Source organism: Pantoea leporis (genome assembly GCF_028048155.1).
Classification (GTDB): Bacteria; Pseudomonadota; Gammaproteobacteria; order Enterobacterales; family Enterobacteriaceae; genus Pantoea; species Pantoea leporis.
This window is the reverse complement of the sequence record NZ_JALMEU010000001.1, coordinates 783,763-809,973: the sequence shown is the minus strand read 5'-3', so window position 1 is coordinate 809,973 and position 26,211 is coordinate 783,763. Positions and strand designations below refer to the sequence as shown.

The following is a 26,211-nucleotide window of genomic DNA, read 5'->3' as shown; positions in this document are numbered from 1 at the left end:
GAACGAAAGATGACGCAATTTGCTTATGTTTTCCCAGGACAGGGATCGCAGACCGTCGGCATGTTAGCCGAGCTGGCCGCTGAAAACCCGCAGGTTGAAGCCACTTTCCGTGAAGCTTCTGATGCACTGGGTTATGACTTATGGCAGCTGGTCCAGCAGGGACCAGCTGAAGAATTGAATAAAACCTGGCAGACACAGCCTGCGCTGCTGGCGGCTTCTGTTGCCATCTATCGCGTATTGCAGAGCAAAAATGCGGTGCAGCCAAGCATGATGGCCGGTCACAGCCTTGGTGAATACTCGGCGCTGGTTTGTGCCGGTGTGCTGAATTTCGCTGACGCCATTAAATTGGTTGAGCTGCGCGGCAAACTGATGCAGGAAGCGGTACCGGAAGGTACTGGCGCTATGCAGGCGATTATCGGCCTGGATGATGCATCCATCCGTAAAGCCTGTGAAGAGAGCGCTCAAGGCCAGGTGGTTTCACCGGTTAACTTCAACTCGCCGGGCCAGGTGGTTATCGCGGGCAACAAAGAAGCGGTTGAACGTGCGGGTGCAGCCTGTAAAGCTGCCGGTGCCAAACGTGCATTGCCGCTGCCAGTCAGCGTGCCATCGCACTGTGCGTTGATGAAACCTGCTGCCGATAAGCTGGCAGTAGCGCTCGAAGCGATCACCTTTAGTGCGCCTTCGGTGCCGGTGGTGAATAACGTCGACGTGAAGTGTGAAACTGAAGGTGCTGCGATTCGAAGTGCGCTGGTCCGTCAGCTGTATAGCCCCGTGCGCTGGACAGAATCGGTCGAATTTATTGCTGCGCAGGGCGTTGAGCAGCTGCTGGAAGTCGGTCCAGGTAAAGTTCTGACCGGTCTGACCAAACGTATTGTGGATAGCCTGAGTGCCGCTGCGGTGAACGATTCTGCTTCACTGAGCGCTGCACTTACCCAGGAATAAGAGGAAAAACATGAGCTTTGAAGGTAAAGTAGCGCTGGTTACCGGTGCAAGCCGCGGAATTGGTCGCGCCATTGCGGAAACGCTGGCTGCGCGCGGTGCCAAAGTGGTGGGAACCGCCACCAGTGCAAGCGGTGCGGAAGCAATCAGTGCTTACCTCGGCGACAAGGGCAAAGGCCTGCTGCTGAACGTTACTGATGCCGCCTCAATTGAGAGCGTCCTCGAACAAGTTCGCGCCGAATTTGGCGAAGTGGACATTTTAGTCAATAATGCAGGCATTACGCGTGACAATCTGTTGATGCGCATGAAAGACGATGAGTGGGCGGATATCCTTGATACCAACCTGACATCTGTCTTCCGTCTTTCTAAGGCGGTTATGCGTGCCATGATGAAAAAACGCGTGGGCCGTATCATTACCATCGGTTCTGTAGTTGGGACCATGGGTAACGCGGGTCAGGCAAACTATGCGGCTGCAAAAGCAGGTTTGATTGGCTTTAGCAAATCACTGGCGCGAGAAATTGCGTCACGTGGCATTACTGTAAACGTCGTGGCTCCGGGCTTTATCGAGACGGACATGACGCGTGCACTGAACGAAGATCAACGTTCGGGTATTTTGGCAGAAGTTCCCGCAGGTCGTTTAGGTGACCCGCAGGAGATTGCCAATGCTGTTGCATTCTTAGCCTCTGACGAAGCAGCCTATATCACGGGTGAAACGCTTCATGTCAATGGCGGCATGTACATGGTCTGATAATCACGAAAACATTTGCTTTATCTACGGTAAACACCGCAGAATAACGCAAAATCGTGGTTCGACCAGCCGGGATTTTGTTGCATCTTTTTCAACATTTTATACACTACGAAAACCATCGCGAAAGCGAGTTTTGATAGGAAATTAAATAGTATGAGCGATATCGAACAACGCGTTAAGAAAATCGTAGCTGAGCAGCTGGGTGTTAAAGAAGACGAAGTGATTAACACTGCTTCTTTCGTTGAAGACCTTGGTGCAGATTCTCTTGACACCGTTGAGCTGGTAATGGCTCTGGAAGAAGAGTTTGATACTGAAATTCCAGACGAAGAAGCTGAGAAAATCACTACCGTTCAGGCAGCGATCGACTACATCACTAGCCATCAAGGTTAATGAATATCTTCAGGCGGTCACCTCGACCGCCTGAGTTTTATGTTTGCCCCACATAGCGTTATTTTTTCCCTCCCTGGAGGACGTGCGTGTCTAAGCGTCGTGTAGTTGTGACTGGTCTTGGCATGTTGTCTCCTGTCGGCAATACCGTAGAGTCTACCTGGAGTGCTCTCCTTGCCGGTCAGAGCGGCATTAGCCTGATCGACCATTTTGATACTAGTGCCTACGCAACGCGTTTTGCGGGCTTAGTAAGAGATTTTAATTGCGATGATTTCATCTCGCGCAAAGATCAGCGCAAGATGGATGACTTCATCCAATACGGCATCGTTGCTGGTATTCAGGCTATGGCAGACTCCGGTCTGGTCGTAACCGATGAGAATGCTGGTCGCATTGGTGCGGCAATCGGTTCTGGTATTGGCGGACTGGGTTTAATCGAAGATAACCACAGCTCGCTGGTCAACGGTGGACCGCGCAAAATCAGCCCATTCTTCGTGCCTTCAACCATCGTCAACATGGTTGCTGGTCATCTCACCATCATGTACGGCCTGAAAGGTCCAAGCATCTCTATCGCAACTGCCTGTACGTCTGGTGTGCACAACATTGGTCATGCAGCGCGTATCATTGCGTATAACGATGCTGATGTGATGTTGGCCGGTGGTGCGGAGAAAGCCAGTACGCCACTTGGTGTCGGTGGTTTTGGTGCTGCTCGTGCGCTCTCCACGCGTAATGACAATCCTCAGGCGGCAAGCCGTCCGTGGGATAAAGATCGTGACGGTTTCGTGTTGGGTGACGGTGCTGGCATTGTCGTACTGGAAGAGTACGAACACGCTAAGAAACGTGGTGCGAAGATTTATGCTGAGATCATTGGTTTCGGCATGAGCAGCGATGCTTACCACATGACGTCACCTCCGGAAGACGGTTCAGGTGCAGCCGCGGCGATGGTTAACGCGCTACGTGACGCGCAGCTGAACGCTGAGCAGATCGGTTATGTCAACGCGCATGGCACCTCGACGCCAGCCGGTGACAAAGCGGAAGCGCAGGCGGTGAAATCGGTGTTTGGTGCGGCAGCTCACAGTGTGATGGTCAGCTCTACCAAGTCGATGACTGGCCACCTGTTGGGTGCGGCGGGTGCAGTAGAAGCGATTTATTCGATTCTGGCGCTGCGCGACCAGGCGATTCCACCGACCATCAACCTCGACAATCCTGACGAAGGTTGCGATCTGGACTTCGTGCCGCATACGGCGCGCCAGGTCAGCGGACTGGAGTACACCTTGTGTAACTCCTTCGGATTTGGCGGCACTAACGGCTCGCTGATCTTCCGCAAGGTTTAATCGCTCCTCAGCCATACAGAGGCCCGCAATGCGGGCCTTTTTTATATTTTCTACCGGGCTAATCAAGGCGGCCAGCATGTGGATAAACGGCATACCGCAAACCGAGCTTTCAGCACGCGATCGCGCAGTGCAATTTGGTGATGGCTGCTTTACCACCGCCGCGGTGATTAACGGCCATGTTGTGATGCTGGATGCGCATCTGCAGCGGCTCAAAGAGGGCTGTGCAAGGCTAATGATGGATGCGCCGGATTTAGTTCAGCTCGCTACAGAAATGCATAATGCCGCTGCGGGACACACACAGGCGGTGCTGAAGGTGATCGTGACGCCGGGCGCAGGCGGACGCGGTTACAGCCGTGCAGGCTGCCACTCACCTACGCGCATTCTTTCGCTCTCGCCGTGGCCGCAGCATTACGCCACGTTGCAACAGCAGGGCGCTGTGCTCCACACCAGCCCAATACGTCTGGCGCGCAATCCGTTGCTGGCCGGCGTAAAACACCTAAATCGCCTTGAGCAAGTGCTGATTCGCCAGCATCTTGACCAGACGGGCGGTGACGAGGCGCTGGTGCTTGACACTGGCGGGACGGTGGTGGAATGCTGTGCGGCCAATTTGTTCTGGCGTAAGGGCAACAATGTTTTTACGCCGCAGCTTGAGCAGGCTGGCGTGGATGGCATTATGCGTCGTTATCTGATGGCGCAGATGGCCGCAAATGGCCAGACTTGTCAGCTGATTGATGGCAGCAGGGACGACGTATTGAACGCCGATGAAGTGGTGATATGTAACGCCCTGATGCCCGTTTTACCCGTGCGACAAATTGACGACGTTTCATTTACCGCACGCTCGCTGTATCAGCAACTGCGCGCCAGTTGCCCGACGATGGAAGTATCATGACTCGAATGAAAAAAATTCTCGCAGGCGTTGTAATTGTCGCAGGACTCACCGCCGCCTTTGGCTATTGGCAGATTGAACGTTTAGCTGATACGCCCTTAACACTGCAGCAAGAAACCATTTACACCTTGCCCGCTGGCAGCGGTCGCGTGGTACTGGAAGCGCAACTGGAAAATCAGAAGATCATTCCGCAAAGTATCTGGTTTGGGCCGCTGCTGAAACTGGAACCGGAACTGGCACGTTTCAAAGCCGGTACCTATCGCCTGGAAACCGGCATGACGGTGCGCCAGCTACTGCAACTGTTGGCCAGCGGTAAAGAAGCGCAGTTCCCGGTGCGTTTTATTGAAGGTTCGCGTCTTACCGAGTGGTTAGCCGAGCTGCGCAAAGCGCCATACCTGAAACACACGCTGAGCGACGATCAATTTGCCACCGTGGCCGCCGCGCTTAAGCTTGATGTTAGCCAGCTGGAAGGCAGTTTCTATCCGGATACCTATCTCTATACCGCCAATACCAGCGATGTGGCGCTGCTGGAGCGTGCCCACGCGCGTATGAACAAATTGGTTGATGAGATTTGGCAGGGACGCATGGAAAATCTGCCTTATAAGAAAGAGCAGGACATGGTCACCATGGCGTCGATCATTGAGAAAGAGACCGGCGTGAGCGAAGAGCGCGCGCGCGTGGCGTCGGTGTTCATCAATCGACTGCGGACCGGAATGAAGCTGCAGACCGATCCCACAGTGATTTACGGCATGGGCGACAGCTTCACCGGCACGCTAACGCGTAAAAATCTGGAAACGCCGACCGACTATAACACTTACACCATTAGCGGTTTACCGCCGGGGCCGATCGCGATGCCGGGCCGTGCTTCACTGGAAGCGGCTGCGCATCCGGAAAAAACCAATTACCTCTATTTTGTCGCGGATGGCAAAGGTGGACACACCTTTACCACCAATCTGGCCAGCCACAACAAAGCGGTGCAGGTTTACCGGCTGGCAATGAAGGAAAAAAATGAAAAGTAAGTTTATCGTCATTGAAGGTCTGGAAGGTGCAGGCAAAACCACCGCACGCGATGCGCTGGTTGCCGTGCTGCATGAGCACGGCATTAATGATGTCGTCTTCACGCGCGAGCCCGGCGGTACGCCGCTGGCGGAACAATTGCGTATATTGGTCAAGCAGGGCATAGACGGCGAGCAGGTGACCGATAAAGCCGAGCTGCTGATGCTGTACGCGGCACGCGTGCAGCTGGTAGAGAACGTCATCAAACCGGCGCTGGCACGCGGTGCCTGGGTGGTGGGCGATCGTCACGATCTCTCTTCCCAAGCCTATCAGGGCGGCGGACGCGGACTGGATGCGCAACTGATGACCACGCTGCGTGATGCGGTGCTGGGCGATTTCCGTCCCGATCTCACACTCTATCTCGACGTCACGCCAGAAATTGGATTGCAGCGCGCCCGCGCACGCGGTGAGCTGGATCGCATTGAGCAGGAATCATTGCGCTTCTTCGAGCGCACGCGTGAACGCTATCTGGCCTTAGCTGCTCAGGATCCCTCGATACTCACCATTGATGCGACGCAAAACATTGCAAACGTGACATTGTCACTTCAACGCACCTTGCGTAGCTGGCTGGCAGGCCAATCCGCATGAATTGGTATCCGTGGTTGAATCAGCCTTATCGACAAATTATCGCCCGTCATCAAAGCGGCCAGGCGCATCACGCGCTACTGGTACAAGCCATTGCAGGCATGGGTGACGATGCGCTGATCTGGGGCGTGAGCCGTTGGTTGATGTGTTTACAGCCGGAAGGATTGAAAAGTTGCGGCCATTGCCACGGTTGCCAGTTAATGCAGGCGCACACGCATCCCGATTGGTATCGCTTGGAAGCTGAAAAGGGGAAATCTTCGCTCGGTATTGATGCGGTGCGCGACGTCACTGAAAAGCTGTATCACTTTGCCCAGCAGGGCGGCGCAAAAATCGTTTGGTTGCCCGATGCCGCGCAGCTGACGGAAGCCGCCGCTAACGCATTATTGAAAACGCTGGAAGAGCCACCGGCCAATTGCTGGTTTTTCCTCAGCGTGCGCGAACCTTCACGCCTGCTGCCTACGTTACGCAGTCGCTGCATGACGTGGCATCTGTCGCCGCCGGAAGAGGCGCATAGCCTGCAATGGCTGCAGAAACAGCAACCGCAGCCGGAAGAGAAGCTGCGCGCTGCCTTGCGTTTGAGTAATGGCGCACCCGCCGCCGCCTTGACGCTGTTGCAGCCCGAGCGCTGGCAGGCGCGTGAAACGTTGTGTGAAACGCTGATTAAAGCGCTCAACGGCGATGTGCTGCAGCTGTTACCCGCGCTAAACAGTGAAGATGTGGCCGTACGTCTCAGCTGGCTGATTTCACTGCTGGTGGATGCGATGAAAGTGCAGCAGGGCGCAAGTCAGTGGCTGAGCAACGGTGATCATCCGGATGTGGTCACACAGTTGGCGCAAAGAATGAACAGTAGTGCGCTCAACAGCAGCGCGCAGCAATGGATGCAGTGTCGCGAACAGCTGTTGCATGTCGCTGCACTCAACCGTGAATTAATGTTGACCGATCGTTTACTCGCCTGGGGACGTTCACTGACTCCGGCAACGGTCGGCTAAGCGAAAAGAGAGCTCTATGTTTATTGTCGATTCCCACTGCCATCTCGATGGCCTCGATTATGAAAAGCACCATCGCGATCTGGATGATGTCATCGCCAAAGCGGCGGCGCGCGATGTGAAGTTTATGCTGGCGATTGCCACCACCTTGCCGGATTACTACAAAATCAAACAGCTGGTAGGCGATCGTGAAAACGTCGCGCTGGCTTGTGGCGTCCATCCGCTTAATCAGGAAGCGCCGTACGACGTCGAAGAGTTCCGCCGTCTGGCCGCAGAGGATCGCGTGGTTGCGCTGGGTGAAACCGGGCTGGACTATTTCTATCAGCAGGAAACCAAAGCGCAGCAACAAGCTTCGTTTCGTGAGCACATTCGTACCGGCATTGCGCTGAATAAACCGATCATCGTGCACACGCGTGATGCGCGTGAAGACACGCTGGCGATTCTGCGCGAAGAGCAGGTAGAGAAGTGCGGCGGCGTGCTGCACTGTTTTACCGAAGATAAAGAGACCGCCGCCAAATTGCTCGATCTCGGTTTTTATATCTCTTTCTCCGGCATTCTGACTTTCCGCAACGCCGAACAGATCCGCGATGCGGCGCGCTACGTGCCGCTTGATCGTATGCTGGTGGAAACCGATTCGCCGTATCTGGCGCCGGTACCGCACCGTGGTAAAGAGAATCAGCCGGCGTTTACGCGTGATGTGGCGGATTATATGGCGGTGTTAAAAGGCGTTGATATCGAAACCCTCGCCGCTGCTACCACCGAAAATTTCTCCTGCCTGTTCCACATCCCGATGAGTCGCCTCGGCGGCTAAACGCTTTATTTCAAACGCTGTAATTAATCACCAATCACTCTCCTGCACTGCGTCTAATGGGACGCAGGCAGTGTTTTATTGCTGTTTATTAGCGCAAGTCAGTAAGAAATGACTGAAAGGAAAGGGGCGTCCTTAGCGAAATGTGATGGCCGTCAATTTAACAATTAGCGATTTATTTTACTCTTCGTAATAAATCAAAAGACGCTCAGCGTCACCCCGGCGAAGGATCCTCCCCCTAAGCCATGCGCACTGCGCAAAAAATTGCACTCATACTCAGGAGTTTCTATGTTCAAGAACGCATTTGCGAACCTGCAGAAAGTAGGTAAATCGCTGATGTTGCCGGTATCGGTTCTGCCGATTGCCGGTATTTTGTTAGGTGTTGGTTCTGCAAACTTCAGCTGGCTGCCGGAAGTGGTTTCTCACGTCATGGCCGAAGCGGGTGGTTCGGTGTTTGCCAATATGCCGCTGATCTTTGCGATCGGTGTGGCGCTTGGCTTTACCAATAACGACGGCGTTTCCGCGCTGGCGGCCGTGGTTGCCTACGGCATCATGGTGAAAACCATGGCGGTGGTTGCACCGCTGGTGCTGCATATGCCTGCCGGAGAAATTGAGGCTAAGCATCTTGCAGATACCGGTGTGCTCGGCGGAATCATCGCCGGTTCCATCGCGGCGTATATGTTTAACCGCTTCTATCGCATCAAACTGCCTGAGTATCTCGGCTTCTTTGCCGGCAAGCGCTTTGTGCCGATCATCTCCGGTCTGGCGGCGATTTTCACCGGTGTGGTGCTGTCATTCATTTGGCCGCCAATCGGTACGGCGATTCAGGAATTCTCACAGTGGGCAGCCTATCAAAACCCAGTCGTCGCCTTTGGACTGTACGGTCTGATTGAGCGTTCGCTGGTGCCGTTTGGTCTGCACCATATCTGGAACGTCCCTTTCCAGATGCAAATTGGTGAGTTCACCAATGCCGCAGGTCAGGTATTCCACGGTGATATCCCACGTTACATGGCAGGCGACCCAACCGCAGGTAAATTGTCTGGCGGCTTCCTGTTCAAAATGTACGGTTTGCCAGCGGCAGCGATTGCGATTTGGCATACGGCTAAACCAGAAAACCGCGCCAAAGTGGGCGGTATTATGATCTCCGCCGCGCTGACCTCGTTCCTGACCGGTATCACCGAGCCAATCGAGTTTGCCTTCATGTTCGTGGCGCCGATTCTGTATGTGATCCACGCGATTCTGGCAGGTCTGGCCTTCCCAATTTGTATTCTGCTGGGGATGCGTGATGGCACCAGCTTCTCACACGGTTTGATCGACTTTATCGTGTTGAGCGGTAACAGCAGCAAAATCTGGTTGTTCCCGATTGTGGGTATCATCTACGGCCTGATTTACTACACCGTATTCCGTTTCCTGATTGTGAAACTGAATCTGAAAACCCCTGGCCGTGAGGAGACCGCGATGGAGCAGAGCAGCGCAACCAGCAGCGAAATGGCGGGTAAGCTGGTTACCGCGTTTGGTGGTAAAGAGAACATCACTAACCTTGATGCCTGTATCACGCGTCTGCGTGTCAGCGTGGCGGATGTCGGCAAGGTTGATCAGGCTGAACTGAAAAGCCTCGGCGCACGTGGTGTGGTGGTAGCAGGTTCAGGCGTTCAGGCGATTTTCGGCACCAAGTCCGATAACCTGAAAACCGAAATGGATGATTATATCCGCAGCATGTAATCGTCTGTTCTGACAGCACGCACATGCGTTGAGAGCAGGAAGAGGCGGCAGAGGAGTAAAGCGTCCCGCGACAAGGATGTCGCGGGCCGAGCCCCAGGGACGGTTTATGGCGACTTTACGATCTGACGCCTCTTCCAGCGTAAGTAGTTAAACCCTCAGACGAGGGTTTTTTGCTATAAATAAACCCGCAAATACTCCGTCAAACACAGCAGCGCCATGGCCTGACCATACGGCATTGAGGTGAGCGGGATTTGGCGGTAATAATCGAGATCGCTGCCCATCGCTGTTCCGAACGACACCTGCTTCAATTCCCCATCTTCATCAATATTGCCGATCACGCCGCGCAACGCTTTCTCCGCCAGCGGCAAATACTCGGGAGAAAGATAATGTTTACGCACCGCTTTAAGAATGCCATAGGCGAAACCGGCGGTGGCGGAGGCTTCCGGGTAACTGTTGGGATCGTCGAGCAAGGTGTGCCACAAACCGCTGCTGTGCTGACAGGCGCTCAGCGCCTTCACCTGGCTTTCCAGCACCTGTTGCAGGAAACGGCGCGTGGCATGCTGTTCCGGCCAGTTCATCATCTCGAGGAAATCAGGAATAACGATAGTCAGCCAGCTGTTGCCGCGCGCCCAACGTGCATTGGCAAAATTGTGCCGTCCCTCAAACGTCCAGCCGTGGAACCACAAACCGGTTTGGCGGTCCATTAAGTATTGGGTATGAATCAGGAACTGATAACTGGCTTCTTCGACAAACTCAGGACGATCCAGCAGCTGGCCAATCTTCGCCAGCGCCATCACGCTCATCATTAAGGTGTCATCCCACAGCTGCTGGGTATTTTCGTTGTTGTAGACGATGTGCTGCAAGCCGCCTTGCTCGGTGCGTGGCATCTCATACATCACCCATTCAGCCCAACGCTCCAGCACTGGTCGCCACGCGGCATTGCGCGTCTCTTCATAGCGATATGCCAGCGTCAGGAACGGGCAGACGGTATTGACGTTCTTGGTTGGCGTACCTTCCGCCAGGCGCGTGCTGAACCAGTCATCGATAATCTTCAGCGTCGCTTGATCGCCGGTTTGCTGATAGTAGTGCAGCATGCCGTACAGACCGATGCCGTGCGTCCACTCCCAACCGGCCCAGCCTTTGGTATCGATCACGCGGCCATCATCGAGGCGCAGCAAAAACTCGCCGCTGTGATCGGTAATATTCACCAGATTATGGGTTAGCCGCTGAATCAATTGCACCAGCTCAGTGCGTGGCAACAGATATTCAGGCTGGCGCAGTAACGCGCTGTGCTTTACAGGAAATACAGTCATGGTTCATTCCTATCGTTAATCAGGGTAGAGAGAGAAGGTAAAGATCGTGGCTGCGTCGGCAGCGGCGGTGCGGCCGCCTTATGACGGTTGAGATATCCGACGTTGTTATTGCCCCACAGATTTTCATACGGCATGCCCGCCAGCATTTCGACCACTTCACGCGCCTGTGGCGAAATACGCTCTGGCACCACGCGTCCGGCTTCGCGCATTTTCAACGTCTCTTCGCGCAGCACGGTGTGGGTTTGCAGATTGAGTTTAAAGCGCAGTGAAATAATGAAGCCGCAGGCCAGCACACAGAGCGTGCCCACGCTGAGGATCGCCAGAATGGTATGGCCGACAGCCGGCACCTGCGTGGCCTGGCCGGAAGAGAAGCCCGCCAGCTGCAACACGATACCGACGAACATCACCGCACCCGCTTGCGAGGCTTTGCGCGTCAGCGTCATGATGCCGGCAAAAATGCCTTCGCGACGCTGGCCGGTAATCACTTCATCGACGTCAGCGATATAGGTGTAAGTATTCCACGGCACATAGTTGATGCCGCCGCGACCAAGACCGGCAAGACCGGAAATCAGTACCAGCAGAGCGAAGTTGTCGTTCATGCCGGTGTACCACAATCCGGCGTAGGAGAGGGCGCTAAGCCCAAACAGCACCACCACCATACGATACGCGGGCGCAGGCCCAAGGCGGATACACAGCGGAATCATCGCCATCACCGCAATAAACTGCATCACCGCCATGGTGCCCATCAGGTTGGAGGCGATCTGCGCGCTTTGCATCAGCACAAACACCACATACCAGGTGAACACCGCGTTAAACACGTCCTGCGCGATATAGCCGCCGAGATACATGCCCAGATGCTGGCGGAAAATACGAATGCGCAGCGTTGAGGCCAGCTCGGTGTAGAGGCGCTTCAGGCTCTGCAGCAAGGTCAGCTGTGATTTTTCCTGCTCTGCGCGGCGCGATTCGGCAGAGAAATCGTCGGGATCGCGTTCCCAGGTAAACAGCCACACCAACGTTAACACCAGCGCACAAATCACCGAGAACACCAGGCTGGCGTAGAAGAAGGAGATCGGATTCTCTTTGCCAAACCAGCCAATCAGTATGCCCGGCAGGAACGCTGCCATAATGGCCGACAGCTGCGCCAGGCCAATACGCGCGCCAGAGAAGCGGGTTTTCTGTTTGAAATCATCGGTCATCTCCGGTACCAGCGTTTCGTAAGGCACCAGAATCATGGTGTAGACCATATCGAACAGCAGATAAGTCAGCAGATACCACCAAAAACTCATGTCGCCAACCCACATCAGGCTGTAGCTGAACACGCACGGAATGCCGAGCAGGATAAAAAATTTGCGGCGGCCAAAGCGCTTACCGAGCCAGGTCGAACCAAAGTTATCGGTCAGGAAACCCATTAGCGGGCTCACCACCGCATCCAGCACGCGGGCGGCGGCGAAAATGAAGGTCGCCTGAATCGGCGAGAGCCCACAAAAGGTGGTGTAAAAGTAGAGCAGCCAGGCGGCGGTTAGCGCCGTGGTGCCTGCACCGAGGAAATCCCCGGACCCATAGGCCAGATAATGGCCCAGGCCAATCTTACGAGAGCGCATGGCAGGTTCTCCTTGAATTAGTCGGTAAACACATCCCTCATCACTCCGTACAACTTGCGCGGATTGGATTGAAAGTAGAGCGGCTTAAGCTGGCAAACCTTCGTGATTTCGCAATGACCTGCAGGTGAGTGGCAAAATCACAAAGAAAAAGGCGTGATATCTCTAATTTATAAAACAGCGTTTCATTTTTGTGGTTAATGAGAGGTTAGAAATGCGAGCTGCAGCACAATGCGTGGCGAAGTGAGAAAACGGCTTAAAGGCAGCCATTTAATGCAGGAATTGTGGTCCTGAGGTTGAAAGAAATGGAATTCCTCACGCATACTGCCTGACTGAACTCAGGCTTAAGGAAATGCACCATGGCTGAAGAAACCATTTTCAGTAAAATCATCCGTCGCGAGATCCCCGCCGACGTGGTTTATCAGGACGAACTGGTCACCGCCTTCCGTGATATCGCGCCCAAAGCGCCTACCCATATCTTGATCATCCCCAATGTATTGATTCCCACCGCCAATGATGCGCAGCCCGCACACGAGCAGGCGCTGGGCCGGATGATCACCGTAGCCGCCAAAATTGCCCGTGATGAAGGCATTGCCGAAGATGGCTATCGTCTGATCATCAACTGCAACAGCCATGGCGGTCAGGAGGTTTATCACATCCATATGCATTTGGTTGGCGGTCAGCCGCTGGGCCCGATGCTGGCCAGCTAACTCAGGCGGACAACGTGATGCGTCAATGGCTGAGTGGCTTGCTGTTGCTGACCCTTGCAGGTTGCAGCAGCGATAAGCCGATGATTAATACCTCGCAGTCGCTGGTGATGGAATCGGCGGTGTTATCCGCGGGCATTATTACCGATGATCCGAAGTTGACCGAACAAGATGGTCAGCAGCGTGCCATGAGCATGTTGTACAACCAGCGTGAAACGCCAGTGAAAGTGCACTATCGTTTCTATTGGTACGACGACAAAGGATTGGAAATCACGCCGGAAGAGCCGGCGCAAAGCCAAATCGTTCCGGCACACGGCAGCGTAGAAGTGGCCTCACAAATGGGCAATCCGACCGCCAGTAAGGTGCGTCTCTATCTTTATCTTTGAGGAGTAAGCTGTGATTCGCAGTGTAAAACGTTCGGGCGCGTTGTTATTTGCGCTAATGCTCACCGGTTGTGTGGTGCAACAACAGACGCCGGCACCGGTAGAACCCACGCAGCCGACTACGCCCACTCAGCCGGTTGAACCTACGCCGCAGCCAGTGCCGCCGCCGCAAACCGTGCCGCAGCCACCAAAGCTGAAAACCATTAACTGGGATGCTAGCGTCCAGCCGTTGGTCGGCAAGATGGTGCAATCTTCAGGCGTGAATCCGGGCAGCGTGCTGCTGGTGGATCGCATCAAGAACAGTACTAATGGCGCGCTGCAAACCGACAAAGCCACCGATGCGATTCAGAATGCGCTGGCCAACAACGGCAAGTTCACGCTGATCACCCCAGAACAGCTGGCGCAGGCCAAGCAAACGCTGGGCTTGTCGCCGGATGACAGCCTCAACTCGCGCAGTAAAGCGATCGGCCTGGCGCGCAACGTTAACGCGCAGTATGTGCTCTACAGCAATGCGCAGGGCGATGTGAAATCACCGACGCTGCAAATGCAGCTGATGCTGGTACAAACCGGTGAAATAATCTGGTCAGGAAACGGTGTTGCTCAACCCTGATCCACAGCTGCAAAACCTGCTTCAGCAACAATGGCCGACGGCGCAAGCTGCCGGTCATTTTTTCGCGCTGCCGGGACTGAGCGGGCAAAGCGTGCGCGTGCAGATGCCGCAGGGCGAATTGCTGGCGAGACGTGCGCCGCCGCAGCCGATCCCGTTTGTCGATCGCCAGCGCGAATACCGCATTCTGCAGCAGCTGCGGCATGCACAACTTGGTCCGCAGCCGCTGGCGTGGCGCCATCCCTGGCTGCTGCAAAGCTGGCTGCCGGGCGAGGTGCTCACTTCCGCGCAGTTTAACGCGCAGCGGCAGGCGATTGTGGCGCTGCTGCAGCGTCTGCACCAACAGCCGCTCACCGGCTACCGTTTACGATTAGCGCCGCTGCTACAGCGCTATTGGCAGCTTTGCCGGCAGCGTCACTGGCGCTGGCAGCGTCGTCTGCAACGCTTATTACAGCAGGGCGAACCGCAGCCGCTGCGCCTGGCGCCGCTGCATATGGATGTCCACGCCGGCAACCTGATTGCCACGCCGGAAGGGTTACGCCTGATCGACTGGGAATATGCCGCCGACGGTGACGTGGCGCTGGAGCTGGCGGCGGTGTGTGCGGTTGATGGCGATACGCGTTCCGCGTGGATTGCTGATTACGCCGCGCGCGCGCAACTGGATGAGCCAGCACTGGCATGCCAGATGCAGCGCTGGCAACCGTGGCTGCAGCTGTTGATGGCCAGCTGGTATCAGCTGCGTGCCGAGCAGAGCCAGGATGACACCTTACTGCAGCTGGCGCAGGCTAGCTGGCACGACCTTTAACTCAGGATTTTAATCATGACCATGAACACACCCGGACCGCTGATGCTCGACGTCGAAAGCTATGAGCTGGACGCCGAAGAACGCGAAATTCTGCAGCATCCGCTGGTGGGCGGACTGATTCTGTTTGCCCGCAACTTCCACGATGTCGAGCAGTTGGCAGAGCTGGTGCGCCAGATTCGCGCGGCATCGCGTCATCGTCTGGTGGTGGCGGTGGATCAGGAAGGCGGTCGCGTGCAGCGTTTCCGCGACGGCTTCACGCAGCTGCCGGCGATGCAATCCTTCGCCGCGCTGCACGATCTCAATAGCGCGGGTGAACTGGCGCATCAGGCGGGCTGGCAGATGGCGTCGGAAATGATCGCCATGGACATCGACATCAGTTTCGCGCCGGTGCTCGATATTGGCCACATCAGCGCGGCGATCGGCGATCGTTCATTCCATGAAGATCCGGCCATCGCCCTACAGGTCGCGCGACGTTTTATCAACGGCATGCATGAAGCCGGCATGAAAACCACCGGCAAACACTTCCCCGGTCACGGTGCGGTCAGTGCCGATTCGCATAAAGAGACGCCGCGCGACAACCGCGATGCCGCCACGCTGCGTCAGCATGACATGGCGATCTTTAAGCAGTTGATCGACGAGCAGCTTCTTGATGCGGTGATGCCGGCGCACGTTATCTATACTGAGGTGGATCCGTTGCCTGCCAGCGGTTCGCCGTATTGGCTGCAAACCGTATTGCGCGAGGAGCTCAGCTTTAACGGCGTGATTTTCTCCGACGACCTGTCGATGGAAGGTGCCGCGGTGATGGGCAGCTACGCCGAACGCGCGCAGCAGTCGCTGAATGCCGGTTGCGATATGATCCTGGTGTGCAATCAACGCGCGGGCGCGGTGAGCGTGCTGGATAACTTGACGCCGATCGGGGCAGAGCGCGTGACGCAGTTATACCATCAAGGGCGTTTTACCCGTCAAAGCCTGCTGGCAAGCGAGCGCTGGCGGCAAAATCAGCGTCAGTTAAGCGCGTTGCAAGAGCGCTGGCTGGCGCACAAAGCCTCGGGCAGATAAGCTTCGCTGCCCGGATTTCACTCCACGCTGAGGATAATCATGATCATCTATCTGCACGGTTTTGATTCCAACAGTCCGGGCAACCATGAAAAGGTGCTGCAGCTGCAGTTTATTGACCCGGACGTCAGATTAGTCAGCTACAGCACCCGCCATCCCAAACACGACATGCAGTTTCTGCTGAAAGAGTGCGACAAGCTGCTGCAACAGGGCGACGATGCGCATCCGCTGATTTGCGGGGTTGGGCTGGGGGGTTATTGGGCCGAACGCATTGGCTTCCTGTGCGGCATGCGTCAGGTGATCTTCAATCCAAATCTGTTCCCGTTTGAGAACATGGAAGGCAAAATCGATCGCCCGGAAGAGTATCTCGATATCGCCACTAAGTGCGTCAACGATTTCCGCGAAAAGAACCGCGAAAAGTGTCTGGCGATTTTGTCTCGTCAGGACGAAGTGCTGGATAATCAGCGCAGCGCGACGTACCTGCAGCCGTTCTATGAAATTATCTGGGATGACGTAGCCAGCCACAAATTCAAGAACATCGCGCCGCATTTGCAGCGCATCAAAGCCTTCAAACTCCTCGCCTGACCGTCCGCGCGCCGTGTGATGCGGCGCATAAAATGTGTAACATTCTGATAATGCAGCTGAAAGATTGATGTACATCAATTTTCTTATGTGATGTCTCTGACGCCGTGATATTCTGCCCTCAGCTCGCGATTTAACGTCGCCAACCCTATGTTTATTAAGGTTTTTATTAACCATTAATTAACTATTGGTTTACAACTTTGAGGGGGTCTTTGTTGACTACATCTATGGAAAAAATCGTTATCATCGGCGGTGGTGCTGGCGGCTTAGAGCTGGCAACGCAGCTCGGTCACAAGCTGGGACGCAAGAAGAAAGCCGAGATCATCCTGGTCGATCGTAACCACAGTCATTTGTGGAAACCGCTGCTGCATGAAGTGGCAACCGGTTCGATGGACGAAGGGATTGATGCGCTGAGCTATCTGGCGCACGCGCGTAATCACGGTTTCCAGTTCCAGTTGGGATCGCTGACGCAAATCAATCGTGAAAACAAAACCCTTGAGCTGGCCGAAATCCGCGATGCGGAAGGCGCACTGTTAGTGCCGCAGCGTGAGCTGGCCTACGATCGTCTGGTCATCGCGCTTGGCAGCACCTCAAATGACTTCGGCACGCCGGGCGTAAAAGATCACTGCATCTTCCTCGACAACCCGCATCAGGCGCGTCGTTTCCATAACGAAATGCTCAACCTGTTCCTGCGTTTCTCGGCCAGCGAAGGCAGCCTGGAAAAAGTCAACATCGCCATTGTCGGCGGCGGCGCCACCGGCGTGGAACTCTCTGCAGAGCTGTATAACGCGGTGAAACAGTTGCACAGCTACGGCTACAAAGGTCTGGATAGCAGCTCGCTGAACGTCACGCTGGTGGAAGCCGGTGAACGCATTCTGCCGGCGCTGCCACCGCGTATCTCGGCGGCGGCGCATCAGGAGCTGACCAAACTTGGCGTACGCGTGTTGACGCAAACCATGGTCACCAGCGCCACCGAAAACGGCTTGAATACCAAAGGCGGCGAATTCATTGATGCCGATCTGATGGTGTGGGCGGCCGGTATCAAGGCGCCAGACTTCCTGAAAGAGATTGGCGTTCTGGAAACCAACCGCATCAATCAGCTGGTGGTAAAAGAGACGCTGCAAACCACGCTGGATGACGACATCTACGCCATTGGTGATTGCGCCTCCTGTGCGCTGCCGGGGGGCGGATTTGTACCGCCGCGCGCGCAGTCAGCGCATCAAATGGCGTCGCGCGCGCTGGAGAACATCCTTGCACAGCGTAAAGACAAACCGTTGAAAGCCTATGTTTATAAAGATCACGGTTCGCTGGTGTCGCTGTCGCGCTTCAGCACCGTCGGCAGTTTGATGGGTAACCTGATGCGCGGATCGATGATGGTGGAAGGGCGCATTGCGCGTTTTGTCTACATCTCTCTATATCGTATGCACCAGATTGCGCTCCACGGATACTTCAAGACCGGTCTTATGATGCTGGTCGGCAGTCTTAACCGCGTCCTGCGTCCGCGTCTCAAGCTGCACTGATGATTTTCGGGCGGTGAATGCCGCCCTACGCCACACCAGCTGCCGTAACCCGCTGAAAACTGCACGTTCAGCTTTAGGTTACGGCACTATTTCATCCGCTCTCGGAACTCTCCTAAAAGCTGGCCCTGATGGGTTTCCGCTGCGTTTCCTCCATTAATCTGATGTTGCAATTACGGTCCATCTGTAAAACTTATCACCAACAAACACGGCGCGGCGCGCACGCCGGTTATGCCTCGGTTACCCAGGATTGGGTAGCGGCAGGAATGCGCGGTAACAACCTTCAGGAGGATATTCCTGTGAATAAATCAATGTTAGCGGGTATCGGTATCGGCGTGGCAGCAGCGTTAGGTGTTGCCGCAGTCGCCAGCATGGATGTTTTCGATCGCGGCCCGCAGTTTGCACAAGTCCTGTCGGCGACGCCGATTAAAGAGAGCATCAAGCAGCCGCGACAGGAGTGTCGCAATGTGACGCTGACCCATCGTCGTGCGGTCCAGGATGAGAATCGCATTGCCGGTTCGGTGCTGGGCGCGGTAGCCGGCGGCGTGTTGGGCCATCAGTTTGGTGGCGGACGCGGACGCGATGTGGCTACGGTAGCGGGCGCGTTAGCTGGCGGTTACGGTGGTAATCAGGTGCAGGGTGCGCTGCAGGATCGCGACACGTACACCACCAACGAGCAGCGTTGCAAAACGGTATATGACAAACAGGAAAAAATGCTGGGTTATGACGTGACCTATAAAATAGGCGACCAGCAGGGCAAAATCCGCATGGAAAACGACCCTGGTACCCGCATTCCGCTCGACCGTAATGGTCAGCTGATCCTGAATTCAAATCAGGCCTAATTGGGCAAAGATGCATCACAGCAGCAGTAACGAAAAAAGCGCCGCAAGGCGCTTTTTTTTATGTGTGAGATCCTCAACGCGCACAGATTCGTAGCGGCGCAATTTGTTGCGCATCATCAATGGCGCACGGAGTCAAAGGCGCGCGATGAATCGCGCCGCTACGATTCCATGCGGATATCCACTAAACCCGGTTTTTCGCCAGCTCGCTGACAAATCCCTGCACCCACTCCATACGGATTTTCCGGTCCGCCATATCGCGGGTGAACTTCAATCGCGTTGGGCCATCCAGCTTCCATTGCTGAGGATCTTTCTGCAGCAGGCCAATCAGCCAGCCCGGATCAACCCGATTCTGCGGCGCAAACTCGAAGAATCCGCCTTTGTCGCTGGCTTCAATCTTACGAATCCCCAACTCGCGCGCCACTAAACGCAGCCCGGCAACATCCAGCAGATTACGCGCGGCATCCGGCAGCGTGCCGAAGCGGTCAATCATCTCAACCTTCAGTTCCGCCAAATCCTGCTCATCGGCGGCGCTGGCCACGCGCTTGTAGAGCGACAAGCGAGTATTCACATCCGGGATAAAATCATCTGGCAGCAGGGCAGGCATACGCAGTTCAATTTCGGTTTGATTGCTGGTGAGATCTTCCAGCGACGGCTCGCGGCCCGCCTTCAGCGCATCGACCGCGTTCTCCAGCAGCTCCATATACAGCGTGAAGCCGATGGTTTCCATCTGGCCGCTCTGATCTTCGCCGAGCAGCTCACCCGCGCCGCGGATCTCCAGATCGTGGGTTGCCAGCGCAAAACCGGCGCCAAGATCTTCCAGCGACGCGATAGCTTCCAGACGTTTTTGCGCATCAGTGGTCATCGCTTTTGGATGCGGCGTCAGCAGCCACGCATAGGCCTGATGGTGCGAACGTCCCACGCGGCCACGCAGCTGATGCAGCTGCGCCAGACCAAAGTGGTCAGCGCGTTCGATGATAATGGTGTTGGCGCTGGGTACGTCGATACCGGTTTCGATGATGGTGGTACACACCAGCACGTTAAAGCGCTGATGGTGGAAATCATTCATCACCCGCTCGAGATCGCGTTCGCGCATCTGACCGTGACCAATGGCAATGCGCGCTTCCGGCACCAGATCGGCCAATCGCTGCGCCGCTTTCTCGATGTTCTCTACGTCATTGTAGAGATAGTAAACCTGGCCGCCGCGCAGCACTTCACGCAGGATTGCCTCGCGCACCACCAGGCTGTCGTACTCACGCACAAAGGTTTTCACCGCCATGCGTCGTGCCGGTGGCGTGGCAATAATCGACAGATCGCGCATGCCGCTCATCGCCATATTCAGGGTGCGCGGAATCGGCGTGGCGGTGAGCGTCAGGATATCGACATCGGCGCGCATCGCCTTGATCCGCTCTTTATGACGCACGCCAAAGCGGTGCTCTTCATCGACAATCAGCAGGCCGAGATCGTGCCACTTCAGGTCGTTCGACAGCAGCTTATGGGTGCCAATCAGAATATCGACTTTGCCCTCGCGCGCCTGTTCCAGCACCTGACTCTGCTCTTTGGCGGTGCGGAAGCGCGACAGCATCTCAATGCGCACCGGCCAGTTAGCGAAACGATCGCGGAAGTTGTCGTAATGCTGCTGCGCCAGCAGCGTGGTGGGCACCAGCACCGCGACCTGTTTGGCGTTCTCAACCGCCAGAAACGCAGCGCGCATCGCCACTTCGGTTTTACCAAAGCCGACGTCGCCACACACCAAACGATCCATCGCCAGCGGCTGACACATGTCGCTCAGCACCGCGTTGATCGCCTGGCCTTGATCCGGCGTGGTTTCAAACGGGAAGCCTTCGCAGAACAGCTGATACTGATCGCGATCGTGCTTAAAGGCAAAGCCGGTTTTGGCTGCGCGCTGAGCGTAAATATCCAGCAGCTCTGCCGCCACGTCGCGCACTTTCTCAGCAGCTTTCTGCCGCGCGCGTGACCAGGCATCGCTGCCAAGTTTATGCAGCGGCGCGTTTTCATCCGCGCCACCGGCATAGCGGCTAATCAGATGCAGTGATGAAACCGGCACGTACAGCTTGGCGTCGCCCGCATAGGAGAGCATCAGATACTCAGCGACGATGCCGCCGGCTTCCAGCGTGGTCAGGCCGATATAACGCCCAACGCCGTGCTCCAGATGCACCACCGGCTGGCCAGGATGCAGCTCGGCGAGGTTGCGGATCAGCACATCAGGATTGATGGTGCGGCGATTATCCTGGCGACGACGACTGACGCGCTCGCCAAGCAGATCGCTTTCGCAGATCAACGCCAGCTGGCGTTGCGTATCGATAAAGCCGCGCTCGCTGGCGCCAATCATCAGGCTAAGCGGCTGATTGGCGGCCTGATCAAAGTGATCGATAGCCTGTGGACGCAGTTTAATGCGCGCCAACAGCTCTTGCAGGCTTTCACGGCGGCCTTCACTCTCAACCGAGAAAATCACCTGACCGCTGAATTGTTCAAGGAACTGACGCAGCAGATCGAGTGGCGCTTTGGCCTGCGCCTGCACCGTCAATTCCGGCAGCGGCTGATAACCGAGATTGGTATTCGCTGCTTTTTCCGGCAGCGTCTCGCTGCTTAACTGCATGCGCGGCCAGGCTTTCAGTTCGCTCATCAGCGTGTCGGGACGCAGCCACAGCGTGACCGGCTCCAGCAGCGGGCGCATCGGATCGATACGGCGATTCTCAAAGCGCGCGTTGGCGTCAAGCCAGAAGCGCTCGGCGCTGGCCAGCAAATCGCCGCTGTTGAGCAGCAGCGTATTGGCGGGCAGATAGCTGAACAGCGTCGGCAACGCCTGCTCAAAGAACAGCGGCTGCCAGTATTCGATACCGGCGGGCAGCGTGCCTTTGCTCACCTGCTGATAGACATGCTCCGGCTCGCGCCGTACGTCAAAGGTTTCGCGCCAGCGGCTGCGGAACAGCTCGATGGCGGCTTTATCCGTGGGGAATTCATGCGCCGGCAACAGGTTGATGGCGTTGACCGCCTCCAGCGTGCGCTGCGTATCGACGTCAAACAGACGCAGGCTGTCGATCTCATCGTCAAAGAAGTCGATGCGATAAGGTTGGTCGCTGCCCATCGGGAACAGATCGAGCAGCGCACCGCGCGTGGCGTATTCACCGTGCTCCATCACCTGATCGACGTGGCGATAACCGGCCTGCTCCAGCTGATCGCGCAGCGCATCGCGCGACAGCTTTTGCCCTTGCTGCATCACCAGCGCATGGCCGTGCAGGAAGCTGTGCGGACATACGCGCTGCATCAGCGTGTTGACCGGCATAATCAGCATACCGCGCGTTAAGTTGGGCAGTTGATACAGCGTGGAGAGGCGAGCTGAGATGATGTCCTGATGCGGCGAGAAGCTGTCGTAGGGCAGCGTTTCCCAGTCAGCGAGATGGGTGACCGGCAGATCGGTGAACTGGCGAATCTCCTCCTGCAGACGCAGGGCAGATTGCATATCCGGGGTAATCATCAACACCGGACCGCTGTGGCGTTCGGTGATGCTGGCGCACTCAAGCGCTTGCGCGGCGCCGACGAGCTGGCCGAGCTGGCGATGGTCGCCGGCTTTGACTGGCAGGGTATAACGACTCTGTTCCGACATGGGATCTCGACATTCTCTCCTTGGATTACAGGGCGTCATCATTCCATAATCCGCCCTGAGGATCATCTGTCGTGGTGCGATTTCTCACACTTTTGCCGGTTGAGCTACTTACTCGATTGCTGTGTGTAGTGCATACGTGGGCGGTCGATATTGGCCCAGGACAGCTCTTTCTCCAGATGGTAGCTGTGGTTGCCGTCGTCCCACTTCACGTAATAGCCGGTTGGCGCATCTCCCTGTTCAAAAACGTTGACGATCTCGCCTTTAATTTCACCCGATTTATGCTTAACAATGCTGCTTTTGGGGAACTTGAACATGGTGTACTCCTCGTCGCCTACGGTAATTCACCTTTAAGTCTACGCCAGCCAATGACGAATAAACGTACAAATAACATCATTAATTTGTCGCAATTTTATGCATAAGCGTTGGCTGGGACGGTTTTTGACACAACTTTGCCGCAGACTCAGAGGGTTAGAGGTTTCATAAAGGGGACGCCTCCTTTATCATCCCACTACTTATTTTCAGGCAACTGCCAAGACGGATCTCATGTATCAACCAGTCGCGTTATTCATCGGTTTACGCTACATGCGTGGACGTGCCTCAGACCGCTTTGGTCGCTTCGTCTCCTGGCTCTCAACTATCGGCATCACGCTCGGCGTGCTGGCGCTGGTCACCGTGTTGTCGGTGATGAATGGCTTTGAGCGCGAGCTGGAAGGCAATATCCTCGGCCTGATGCCGCAGGCGCTGATCACCAGCGAAAAAGGCAGCATCAGTCCCAAGGCGTTGCCCGCCGATAATCTCCAACTGCAAGGGGTTAAGCGCATCGCACCGCTGACCACCGCTGATGTGGTGCTACAAAGCGCGCGTAACGTCTCGGTCGGCGTGATGCTCGGCATCAATCCCGACGAACAGGATCCGCTGACGCCATTCCTCGTCAACACCCAACAAAGCGTGCTGCAGCCGGGCCAGTACAACGTCATCCTCGGTGAACAGCTGGCTGCACAGCTGGGCGTGAAGCGCGGCGATCAGCTGCGTCTGATGGTGCCATCGGTCAGCCAGTTCACGCCGGTAGGACGTTTGCCGAGCCAGCGTATTTTCACTGTGGCTGGCACCTATGCCGCCAACAGCGAAGTGGATGGCTATCAAATTCTGGTCAATCAGCAGGATGCGTCACGCGTGATGCGCTATCCGCTCGGCAACATCACCGGCTGGCGTTTGTGGCTGGATAAGCCGTTAAGCGTTGATGCGCTCAGCCAGCAGAAACTGCCGGAGGGCCTGACGTGGAAAGACTGGCGCGAACGCAAAGGCGATCTGTTCCAGGCGGTACGCATGGAAAAAAACATGATGGGGCTGCTGCTGAGCCTGATCATCGCGGTGGCGGCTTTTAATATCATTACCTCGCTGGGCCTGCTGATCATGGAGAAGCAGGGCGAAGTGGCCATTTTGCAAACGCTGGGTTTAACCCGTCGCCAGATTGTTGCGGTGTTTATGGTGCAGGGCGCCAGCGCGGGCATTATTGGCGCGCTGCTGGGCACCGTGCTTGGCGTGCTGCTTGCCAGCCAACTGAATAATTTGATGCCGGTGATTGGTCTGTTCCTTGATGGCGCGGCGCTGCCGGTCGACATCAACGTGTTGCAGGTGATCACCATTGCGCTGGTCTCAATGGCCGTCGCGCTACTTTCTACCCTTTATCCGTCGTGGCGCGCTGCCGCCGTCCAACCCGCTGAGGCTTTACGTTATGAGTAATACTCCTTTGTTGCAGTGTCGTGACCTATGCAAACGCTATCAGGAAGGCAGCGTGCAGACCGATGTGCTGCGCAATGTGGCTTTCAGCCTGCAGCCGGGTGAACTGACGGCGATTGTCGGCAGCTCCGGTTCGGGTAAAAGTACCTTACTGCATCTGCTTGGCGGTCTGGATGCGCCGACGTCAGGCGATGTGATTTTCGATGGTAAATCGCTGAATGCGATGTCGTCGGCCGCGAAAGCCGAGCTACGCAACCGCGAGCTGGGCTTTATCTATCAGTTCCACCATCTGCTGCCGGATTTTAGCGCGCTGGAGAACGTGGCGATGCCGCTGCTGATTGGCAAAATTGGCAAAGCGGAAGCGGAATCACGCGCGCGTGAAATGCTGGCGGCGGTCGGGCTGGAAAAACGTGCTGCGCATCGGCCTTCTGAACTGTCGGGCGGTGAACGTCAGCGTGTGGCGATTGCCCGCGCGCTGGTGAATCGTCCGCGGCTGGTGATGGCCGATGAACCTACCGGTAACCTCGATGCGCGCAACGCCGACGCGATTTTTGAACTGCTCGGCGAGCTGAACGTTAAACAGGGCACCGCTTTTCTGGTAGTGACGCACGATCTGCAGCTGGCGAAACGCCTGAGCCGCCAGATGGAAATGCGCGACGGTGAGCTGAGCGACCAACTGACGCTGGGAGTGATCTGATGGCTTCGTCATTATCCCTGCTGCTCGGGCTGCGTTTTAGCCGCGGTCGGCGGCGTGGTGGCATGGTCTCGCTGATCTCCATCATCTCCACCATCGGCATTGCGCTGGGCGTGGCGGTGCTGATCATCGGCCTGAGCGCCATGAACGGCTTTGAGCGTGAGCTGAATAACCGCATTCTGGCGGTGGTACCGCACGGTGAAATCGAGCCGGTGAATCAGCCGTTCCGTAACTGGCAACCGATGATCGCGCCGATTGAGCAGGTGGCCGGCATTGCCGCCGCAGCGCCCTATATCAACTTCACCGGGCTGATTGAGAGCGGCGCAAAGCTGCAGGCGCTGCAGGTGAAAGGCGTCGATCCGCAGCAGGAAGCGCGTCTTAGCGCCTTGCCGAGCTTTGTGGCCGGAGATGCATGGTCGCAGTTCGCGGCTGGTAAACAGCAAATCATTCTGGGTGGCGGCATCGCTAAATCGCTCAATGTGAAACAGGGCGACTGGATCACCATCATGATCCCCAATAATGATGGCGAGAATAAGCTGCTGCAGCCAAAACGTATTCGTCTGCAGGTCAGCGGCGTGCTGCAACTGAGCGGCATGCTCGATCACAGCCTGGCGCTGGTGCCGCTGGCCGATGCGCAGAAATATCTGGATATGGGCGACAGCGTCAGCGGTATTGCGCTGAAGATGAATGACCCGTTCCAGGCGCAGAAGTTGATACATGACGCCGGTGAAGTGACGCACTCTTACGTCTACATTAAGAGCTGGATTGGCACTTACGGCTACATGTACCGTGACATCCAGATGATTCGCGCCATTATGTATTTAGCCATGGTGCTGGTGATTGGCGTGGCCTGCTTCAACATCGTTTCGACGCTGGTGATGGCGGTTAAAGACAAGAGCAGCGACATCGCGGTACTGCGCACGCTGGGGGCCAAAGATGGTTTGATCCGCGCCATCTTTATCTGGTACGGCTTGCTGGCGGGCCTGCTCGGCAGCGTCAGCGGCGTGGTGGTCGGCGTGCTGGTAGCGCTCAATCTCACGCCGGTGATGCGCGTGTTTGAGCACCTGACCGGGCATCAGCTGCTGGCAGGCGATATCTACTTTATCGATTTCCTGCCGTCCGAACTGCACTGGATTGATGTGATTTCGGTGCTGGCCACCGCGATTGTCCTGAGCCTGATTGCCAGCTGGTATCCGGCACGACGCGCCAGCCGTATCGATCCGGCCCGCGTACTCAGCGGTCAGTAAAGATAAAACGCAGCCGCTGTGCGGCTGCTATTATCGGGCAGAGTAGC

At 56.1% G+C, this 26,211-nt stretch carries 25 protein-coding genes; 21 read left to right on the top strand and 4 right to left on the bottom strand.

Features of this window, described 5'->3' with window-relative positions; translation table 11 throughout:
- The first annotated feature begins 9 nt into the window (after nt 1-9).
- The 10 genes from fabD (at nt 10) to ptsG (ending at nt 9,448) form a co-directional block, all read left to right on the top strand.
- Nucleotides 10-942, top strand: coding sequence for an ACP S-malonyltransferase (fabD, locus tag MWH02_RS03805; protein ID WP_110865926.1), 933 nt, complete (start codon nt 10-12; stop codon nt 940-942).
- Nucleotides 943-952: 10 nt separating this feature from the next.
- Entirely contained in the window at nt 953-1,687 is a 735-nt protein-coding gene (fabG, locus tag MWH02_RS03800) for a 3-oxoacyl-ACP reductase FabG (RefSeq protein ID WP_007885776.1), read from the top strand.
- A gap of 153 nt (nt 1,688-1,840) precedes the next feature.
- The gene (gene acpP, locus MWH02_RS03795; protein WP_101760835.1) at nt 1,841-2,077 is read left to right on the top strand and encodes an acyl carrier protein; all 237 of its coding nucleotides are present in this window, start codon (nt 1,841-1,843) and stop codon (nt 2,075-2,077) included.
- Between the two features lie 86 nt (nt 2,078-2,163).
- On the top strand, nt 2,164-3,405 hold the full coding sequence (gene fabF, locus MWH02_RS03790; RefSeq protein WP_101760834.1) for a beta-ketoacyl-ACP synthase II: 1,242 nt from the start codon (nt 2,164-2,166) through the stop codon (nt 3,403-3,405).
- A gap of 76 nt (nt 3,406-3,481) precedes the next feature.
- Complete coding sequence (gene pabC, locus MWH02_RS03785) at nt 3,482-4,294, top strand: aminodeoxychorismate lyase (protein ID WP_192413662.1); 813 nt, start codon at nt 3,482-3,484, stop codon at nt 4,292-4,294.
- Nucleotides 4,291-5,310 (top strand): endolytic transglycosylase MltG, encoded by a 1,020-nt coding sequence (gene mltG, locus MWH02_RS03780; RefSeq protein ID WP_271459924.1) that lies wholly within the window; start codon nt 4,291-4,293, stop codon nt 5,308-5,310. Before pabC ends, mltG begins: the two co-directional genes overlap by 4 nt.
- Nucleotides 5,300-5,935, top strand: coding sequence for a dTMP kinase (gene tmk, locus MWH02_RS03775; protein WP_271459923.1), 636 nt, complete (start codon nt 5,300-5,302; stop codon nt 5,933-5,935). Before mltG ends, tmk begins: the two co-directional genes overlap by 11 nt.
- Nucleotides 5,932-6,921 carry a DNA polymerase III subunit delta' gene (gene holB, locus MWH02_RS03770; protein ID WP_222233260.1) on the top strand — a complete coding sequence of 330 codons (990 nt, stop codon included), beginning with the start codon at nt 5,932-5,934 and terminating at the stop codon, nt 6,919-6,921. The genes tmk and holB overlap by 4 nt, the downstream gene beginning before the upstream one ends.
- Before the next feature lie 16 nt (nt 6,922-6,937).
- Nucleotides 6,938-7,729, top strand: a complete 792-nt coding sequence (locus MWH02_RS03765) for a metal-dependent hydrolase (protein WP_271459922.1) — start codon at nt 6,938-6,940, stop codon at nt 7,727-7,729.
- 285 nt (nt 7,730-8,014) lie between these two features.
- A complete protein-coding gene (gene ptsG / locus MWH02_RS03760) occupies nt 8,015-9,448 on the top strand; it encodes a PTS glucose transporter subunit IIBC (RefSeq protein WP_192234281.1) in 1,434 nt (477 codons plus the stop codon).
- Between the two features lie 173 nt (nt 9,449-9,621).
- On the opposite strand, the gene bglB is transcribed toward ptsG, so the two are convergent.
- Together bglB and MWH02_RS03750 are read right to left on the bottom strand one after the other, a co-directional pair.
- Nucleotides 9,622-10,761: a beta-galactosidase BglB gene (gene bglB, locus MWH02_RS03755; RefSeq protein WP_271459921.1), complete on the bottom strand. Its 1,140-nt coding sequence runs from the start codon at nt 10,759-10,761 to the stop codon at nt 9,622-9,624.
- Entirely contained in the window at nt 10,758-12,362 is a 1,605-nt protein-coding gene (locus MWH02_RS03750) for an MFS transporter (RefSeq protein ID WP_271459920.1), read from the bottom strand. The genes bglB and MWH02_RS03750 overlap by 4 nt, the downstream gene beginning before the upstream one ends.
- Before the next feature lie 356 nt (nt 12,363-12,718).
- On the opposite strand from MWH02_RS03750, the gene hinT reads away from it, so the two are divergent.
- From hinT to MWH02_RS03710, 8 genes are all read left to right on the top strand, one after another.
- On the top strand, nt 12,719-13,069 hold the full coding sequence (gene hinT / locus MWH02_RS03745; protein WP_101760825.1) for a purine nucleoside phosphoramidase: 351 nt from the start codon (nt 12,719-12,721) through the stop codon (nt 13,067-13,069).
- Between the two features lie 17 nt (nt 13,070-13,086).
- Nucleotides 13,087-13,452, top strand: a complete 366-nt coding sequence (locus MWH02_RS03740; protein ID WP_110865934.1) for a YcfL family putative periplasmic lipoprotein — start codon at nt 13,087-13,089, stop codon at nt 13,450-13,452.
- 10 nt (nt 13,453-13,462) lie between these two features.
- Nucleotides 13,463-14,059 carry a penicillin-binding protein activator LpoB gene (gene lpoB, locus MWH02_RS03735; protein WP_101760823.1) on the top strand — a complete coding sequence of 199 codons (597 nt, stop codon included), beginning with the start codon at nt 13,463-13,465 and terminating at the stop codon, nt 14,057-14,059.
- The gene (gene thiK, locus MWH02_RS03730) at nt 14,046-14,861 is read left to right on the top strand and encodes a thiamine kinase (protein ID WP_271459919.1); all 816 of its coding nucleotides are present in this window, start codon (nt 14,046-14,048) and stop codon (nt 14,859-14,861) included. The genes lpoB and thiK overlap by 14 nt, the downstream gene beginning before the upstream one ends.
- A gap of 15 nt (nt 14,862-14,876) precedes the next feature.
- Complete coding sequence (gene nagZ / locus MWH02_RS03725) at nt 14,877-15,920, top strand: beta-N-acetylhexosaminidase (RefSeq protein ID WP_271459918.1); 1,044 nt, start codon at nt 14,877-14,879, stop codon at nt 15,918-15,920.
- A 39-nt stretch (nt 15,921-15,959) separates the two neighbouring features.
- Nucleotides 15,960-16,502 (top strand): alpha/beta hydrolase YcfP, encoded by a 543-nt coding sequence (gene ycfP, locus MWH02_RS03720; RefSeq protein ID WP_271459917.1) that lies wholly within the window; start codon nt 15,960-15,962, stop codon nt 16,500-16,502.
- Nucleotides 16,503-16,714: 212 nt separating this feature from the next.
- A complete protein-coding gene (locus MWH02_RS03715; protein WP_271459916.1) occupies nt 16,715-18,019 on the top strand; it encodes an NAD(P)/FAD-dependent oxidoreductase in 1,305 nt (434 codons plus the stop codon).
- A gap of 296 nt (nt 18,020-18,315) precedes the next feature.
- On the top strand, nt 18,316-18,858 hold the full coding sequence (locus tag MWH02_RS03710) for a glycine zipper 2TM domain-containing protein (protein ID WP_007885735.1): 543 nt from the start codon (nt 18,316-18,318) through the stop codon (nt 18,856-18,858).
- Between the two features lie 181 nt (nt 18,859-19,039).
- Here MWH02_RS03710 and mfd read toward each other — a convergent pair whose 3' ends face one another.
- Together mfd and MWH02_RS03700 are read right to left on the bottom strand one after the other, a co-directional pair.
- The gene (gene mfd, locus MWH02_RS03705; protein ID WP_271459915.1) at nt 19,040-22,483 is read right to left on the bottom strand and encodes a transcription-repair coupling factor; all 3,444 of its coding nucleotides are present in this window, start codon (nt 22,481-22,483) and stop codon (nt 19,040-19,042) included.
- A 104-nt stretch (nt 22,484-22,587) separates the two neighbouring features.
- Complete coding sequence (locus MWH02_RS03700; RefSeq protein ID WP_271459914.1) at nt 22,588-22,797, bottom strand: hypothetical protein; 210 nt, start codon at nt 22,795-22,797, stop codon at nt 22,588-22,590.
- A 229-nt stretch (nt 22,798-23,026) separates the two neighbouring features.
- Between MWH02_RS03700 and lolC the strand changes: the two genes are divergently transcribed.
- The 3 genes from lolC to lolE are packed head-to-tail and all read left to right on the top strand — an operon-like array spanning nt 23,027 to nt 26,164.
- Complete coding sequence (lolC, locus tag MWH02_RS03695) at nt 23,027-24,226, top strand: lipoprotein-releasing ABC transporter permease subunit LolC (RefSeq protein ID WP_101760818.1); 1,200 nt, start codon at nt 23,027-23,029, stop codon at nt 24,224-24,226.
- The gene (gene lolD / locus MWH02_RS03690) at nt 24,219-24,920 is read left to right on the top strand and encodes a lipoprotein-releasing ABC transporter ATP-binding protein LolD (protein ID WP_008103026.1); all 702 of its coding nucleotides are present in this window, start codon (nt 24,219-24,221) and stop codon (nt 24,918-24,920) included. The genes lolC and lolD overlap by 8 nt, the downstream gene beginning before the upstream one ends.
- Nucleotides 24,920-26,164: a lipoprotein-releasing ABC transporter permease subunit LolE gene (lolE, locus tag MWH02_RS03685; protein WP_192413639.1), complete on the top strand. Its 1,245-nt coding sequence runs from the start codon at nt 24,920-24,922 to the stop codon at nt 26,162-26,164. The genes lolD and lolE overlap by 1 nt, the downstream gene beginning before the upstream one ends.
- Nucleotides 26,165-26,211: the final 47 nt, after the last annotated feature.